5 protein-coding genes and 1 pseudogene are annotated in these 4,624 nt (G+C 62.0%); 3 read left to right on the top strand and 3 right to left on the bottom strand.

Annotated elements, in window-relative coordinates; all coding sequences use genetic code 11:
• The 3 genes from HV744_RS36090 to HV744_RS36100 form a co-directional block, all read right to left on the bottom strand.
• On the bottom strand, positions 1 to 310 hold a 310-nt coding region (locus HV744_RS36090; protein ID WP_281363703.1), incomplete at its 3' end, for a citrate/2-methylcitrate synthase.
• A gap of 52 nt (positions 311 to 362) precedes the next feature.
• Positions 363 to 1,379, bottom strand: a complete 1,017-nt coding sequence (locus HV744_RS36095; protein WP_175154022.1) for an HpcH/HpaI aldolase/citrate lyase family protein — start codon at positions 1,377 to 1,379, stop codon at positions 363 to 365.
• A 180-nt stretch (positions 1,380 to 1,559) separates the two neighbouring features.
• A complete protein-coding gene (locus HV744_RS36100) occupies positions 1,560 to 2,543 on the bottom strand; it encodes a malate dehydrogenase (RefSeq protein ID WP_175154023.1) in 984 nt (327 codons plus the stop codon).
• Positions 2,544 to 3,116: 573 nt separating this feature from the next.
• Here HV744_RS36100 and HV744_RS36105 point away from each other — a divergent pair.
• The 3 genes and pseudogenes from HV744_RS36105 to HV744_RS36115 all read left to right on the top strand — a co-directional run.
• Positions 3,117 to 3,917, top strand: a complete 801-nt coding sequence (locus HV744_RS36105; protein WP_175154024.1) for a GntR family transcriptional regulator — start codon at positions 3,117 to 3,119, stop codon at positions 3,915 to 3,917.
• 157 nt (positions 3,918 to 4,074) lie between these two features.
• The gene (gene sdhC / locus HV744_RS36110; RefSeq protein WP_175154025.1) at positions 4,075 to 4,491 is read left to right on the top strand and encodes a succinate dehydrogenase, cytochrome b556 subunit; all 417 of its coding nucleotides are present in this window, start codon (positions 4,075 to 4,077) and stop codon (positions 4,489 to 4,491) included.
• A 3-nt stretch (positions 4,492 to 4,494) separates the two neighbouring features.
• A pseudogene (locus HV744_RS36115) lies at positions 4,495 to 4,624 on the top strand (succinate dehydrogenase, hydrophobic membrane anchor protein); the annotation flags it as partial.

The raw sequence follows: 4,624 nt of genomic DNA on the forward strand, positions 1-4,624 counted from the left end.
CGAGCGCCGCCTTGACGTTCGCGGGCAGGCCGCGCAGGCTCTTGAGCTTCGTCTTGTAGGCCGTCAGTTCAGTTTGGGTCGGCAGCTTTTCGTGGACCAGCAGATAAGCGATTTCCTCGAACTCGCAGGCGCTCGCGATGTCGAGAATGTCGTAGCCGCGGTAGTGCAGATCGTTGCCGGTCTTGCCGACCGTGCACAGCGCGGTGTTACCCGCGGTCACGCCGGACAGCGCAACGGACTTCTTCGGCTTGAAGCCGCTTTGGGGTTCATTGCCGCTTTGTGCACCAGCGGCTTGGGTCGTCTCGCTCATCTCCCGCCTTCTCCTTTGTGCCTGCTCTTAGCTGCTGCCTGAACCATCGCGTTCATGATGCCGACTGTCCGTTAGCGCCCACTTCCACAAACAGCGGCGCGGCGTCTTGCGGAACGGCACGGCCCGTGGTTTGCGCGCGGCGCAGCACCGACCAGTAATAGCGGTAGCTCGCACGGTCGTGCAACGTGTCGTGATGACGCGTCGGTCCCCATTGCGCGGACTGCGCGGCCAGCAGGATTTCGGTCGCCGTGGCGATCTCTTCGTCGCGTGGCGCAAACGCGGCGACAATCGCCTCGATCTGCGCCGGGTGGATGCTCCACATCCGCGTGTAGCCGAACTCGTTGCGGGCACGCGCGGCGTCATTGGCGACCACGCTCATGTCGCGCACTTCCGTGCTGACATTGTGCGACGGCACTTTGCCGTGCGCATGGCAGGCAGCCGAGATTTCCAGCTTCGCACGCCGCACCAGCGGATGATCGAACTGCCCCGGCGAGCGCATGGCCGTGTCGGGGATCGCGCCATCGTGCGCGGAGACGAAGTCCATCAGGCCGAAGCTCAGTGCTTCGACGCCCGGCAGCGCGGCCAGGTCGAACACACGCGTGAGCGCACCGTGGGTTTCGACCAGCAGTTGCACTGGCACCGGTTGCGCGATGCCGAGTTCGCGCCGCGTCGCCTCGATGAACGCGACCATTTCGGCGGCGTCGGGGACGTTGCGGATCTTCGGCAGCGTGATGTAAGCGGGTGCTTGCTTCGCGGCGCGCAGAATCAGGCGGACGTCGTCGCGCCAGTGCGCGTGAGCGAAGTCGTGAATCCGCACGCCGACGCGGCCAAAGCGGTCATGCTCGCTGCCGAGCAGCGACGCGACCAGCTCCGCGTGTTCCGCTTCGCGGCCGACTTGCGCGCCGTCTTCGCAATCGAGCGTGATATCGAACACCGGCCCCAGTTGCTGCTGCAACGCGAGCGATTTCAGCATCAGCTTTTCGCTGCCGGCGTAGTGATCGCAGGCAGGCAGCACGGCAGGCGGCACTTCGCCGTCAAACAGCACTTCGGCGGGTGTGAGGGCGCGCATCTTCGGCGTCAGGGGCGTGGGAAGTGATTGGAGAAATCTGATTCGGACGCGTTCTGCATGGCCGCCGTCGGCCAGTCGCAAAACGCGTTCGAATCAGCTGCGAACGGCTGCATTCGCGCGAAAAAAACCGGAACCCGCCGCGCTGACGCTTCGGGGTTCCGGTTCATCTGCATCAGGTGCTTAGCCGAGCAGGTGTTGAACGCCGTCGCGCTCTTCCAGCAGTTCCTGCAGCGTGCCGTCCATCTTCTCGCGCGAGAACGCGTCGATTGCCAGACCTTCGACGCGCTTGTACTCGCCGTTTTCGCACGTTACCGGCACGCCGTAGATGATGTCTTCCGGAATGCCATACGAGCCGTCCGACGGAATACCCATCGTGACCCACTTGCCGTTCGTGCCGAGGACCCAGTCACGCACGTGGTCGATTGCAGCGTTAGCCGCCGACGCCGCCGACGACAGGCCGCGCGCTTCGATGATCGCTGCGCCGCGCTTGCCCACGGTCGGGATGAACGTGTTGCGGTTCCATTCTTCGTCGTTGATCAGCTTGGTCAGGTCTTGACCTTCTGCCGTTGCGACGCGGAAGTCCGGGTACATGGTCGGCGAGTGGTTGCCCCACACAGCCAGCTTTTCGATCGACGCGACCGGCTTGCCCGACTTGGCCGCCAGTTGCGACAGCGCGCGGTTGTGGTCCAGACGCAGCATGGCGGTGAAGTTCTTCTTCGGCAGATCCGGCGCCGACTTCATTGCGATGTACGCGTTCGTGTTGGCCGGGTTGCCGACCACCAGCACCTTCACGTCGCGGCTGGCGACTTCATTCAGCGCCTTGCCCTGAACCGTGAAGATTTCGGCGTTGGCCGACAGCAGGTCCTTACGCTCCATGCCTTTCGAGCGCGGACGCGCGCCGACCAGCAGGGCCACGTCTGCATCCTTGAATGCAACCTTCGGGTCGTCGGTGATCACGACACCCGACAGCAGCGGGAATGCGCAATCATCCAGTTCCATCACGACGCCTTTGACGGCGCCTTGCGCTTGCGGCAGGTCGAGCAGTTGCAGGATCACCGGTTGATCCTTGCCGAGCAGGTCGCCATTGGCGATGCGGAACAGCAGGGAGTAAGCGATTTGACCTGCGGCGCCGGTGACGGCAACGCGCTTTGCGGGCTTAGCCATTGAGAAATCTCCAGGACGATGCGTTAGACGCTAGGGAAAACGCCATTCTATATGCGCGTTCAGCGAAGCGTTATGAAACACGGCGGAAGTCACTGTTCGCGTACCGACTCGTCATGTGACGAGGCCGAGCGGCGCGCTGCGGCAAGACCGCCATGCCGGAAACCTGTACTACCGAGTGCCCGCAACCTGGCGCTTCGCACCAGGCTCCCCGAGGGGCAAGAAAACTTGGGGCGTCCCGGCGTTTTCTTGAGAGGGCGGGGGCGGGACAGCGAGGCGCCGGGTAGCCGCTGCACGGTGCGGGCTCCTGCAAACAGCGCGTTTCGGCAAGCGTCTGACCAACGGATGGCGGCGAATCGAAACCTGAACTGCGTGGGAACAGCATGGTGCAGAGTGGCTGCCGGTGCGTCGCGGCGCTGCATCGAACAGCTGCCGAAAATCCCGCAAACCCTTGCTCGACAAGGAGTGTAGGAGGGGGCAGGCACAAAGTCAACATTATCTTATGTCTTATATAAGACACATCTATTGCGGGGAAAACCCTAGACGCGCCCTAGCCCTTTATGATGAAATGCGCGGATGAATTCGAACCCGGCGAACACCACGAACCCGAGCGGCCAAGGGGCCGCAGGCGAAGGTGTATCCGCTGCCGCTCCCGCCGCGTCGCCCACTTTCAGTCCCTTGTATCAGCAGATCAAGGGGCTGATTACGCAGAGCCTCGAAAGCGGCGAATGGAAGCCCGGCGAGATCATTCCTAGTGAAGTCGAATTGGCGGCAAGATTCAAGGTCAGCCAGGGTACGGTGCGCAAAGCGATCGACGAGCTTGCCGCCGACAACCTGCTGGTGCGCCGCCAGGGCAAGGGCACGTTTGTCGCAACGCACAACGAAGATCGCGCCCAGTTCCGCTTCCTGAGACTGCTGGCTGACGACGGCGCGGAACACCCGCACGTCAGCCGCCTGCTTGAATGCCGGCGCTTGCGCGCTTCGGCGGACATCGCCCGGCAACTCGATCTGAAGCCGGCCGATCCGGTCGTACTGATCAAGCGCTTGCTGCAGTTCGACGGCGAAGTCACCGTACTCGACGAAATCTGGCTGCCCGGCGCCGTGTTTCGCGGACTCACGCTCGAGCGGCTGTCGGAGTATAAAGGTCCCCTCTACGCGATGTTCGAGACGGAATTCGGCACCCGCATGATCCGCGCCACGGAGAAGATCCGCGCGGTGGCGGCCGAGCCTTCGGTGGCCGACCTGCTGGATGTGCCGGCGGGTTTTCCGCTGCTGTCGGTCGAGCGCGTGTCCTATACCTATGGGGACCGGCCGGTTGAGGTCCGGCGAGGTTGGTATGTCACAACCGGGTATTACTATCAGAACGATCTGAGCTGAATCGGGCTGAATCGAGGCGTGGCGTCCCACACGCGCGCCTGTTTGACGGCGCCTTTATCGCGCGTGCTGTAACGGACCTGTAGTGGTTTTCGCTGCAGCGCGATATAAAAAGGCGCTAAAATTGCGGATTAGTGTGACTACATAGTAGGGGTCTAGCATGGCTGAAGCCGTAAAAAAACCGAGGCCGGAATTCCGGAACATCGGTATTGGGCAAATATTGACGGCATACCGTCTCCCGCTAGCGGGGCGAGTGTCGATTCTGCATCGCGTGAGCGGTGGTCTGCTGTTTGTTTTTCTTCCGTTCCTGCTGTACCTCTTTGACCAGAGCCTGACTTCCGAATTGAGCTTCGAAGTCTTCAAAGGGTTCCTCTCCAACATCGTCGTCAAGCTGATCACGCTCGTTCTTGCGTGGGCTTTCCTGTTTCACTTCTGCGCCGGCGTCCGCCACCTCGTGATGGACACCAACCACAATGCGGTGACGAAGGAAAAAGGCAAGCAGACCTCCATCATCGTTCTCGTCGTGTCGTCGCTGCTCACCATCGCATTCGCGGCAAAACTGTTCGGAGCATTCTAAAAAATGTCAGCTAATAACCGAATCGGTCCGAAGCGTCTCGTCGTCGGCGCACATTACGGTCTGCGCGACTGGCTCGCCCAGCGCATTACCGCCTGCGTGATGGCGATCTACACGGTGATCCTGCTCGTGTGGT

Source organism: Paraburkholderia ultramafica, assembly GCF_902859915.1.
In the GTDB taxonomy this organism is placed as follows: Bacteria; Pseudomonadota; Gammaproteobacteria; order Burkholderiales; family Burkholderiaceae; genus Paraburkholderia; species Paraburkholderia ultramafica.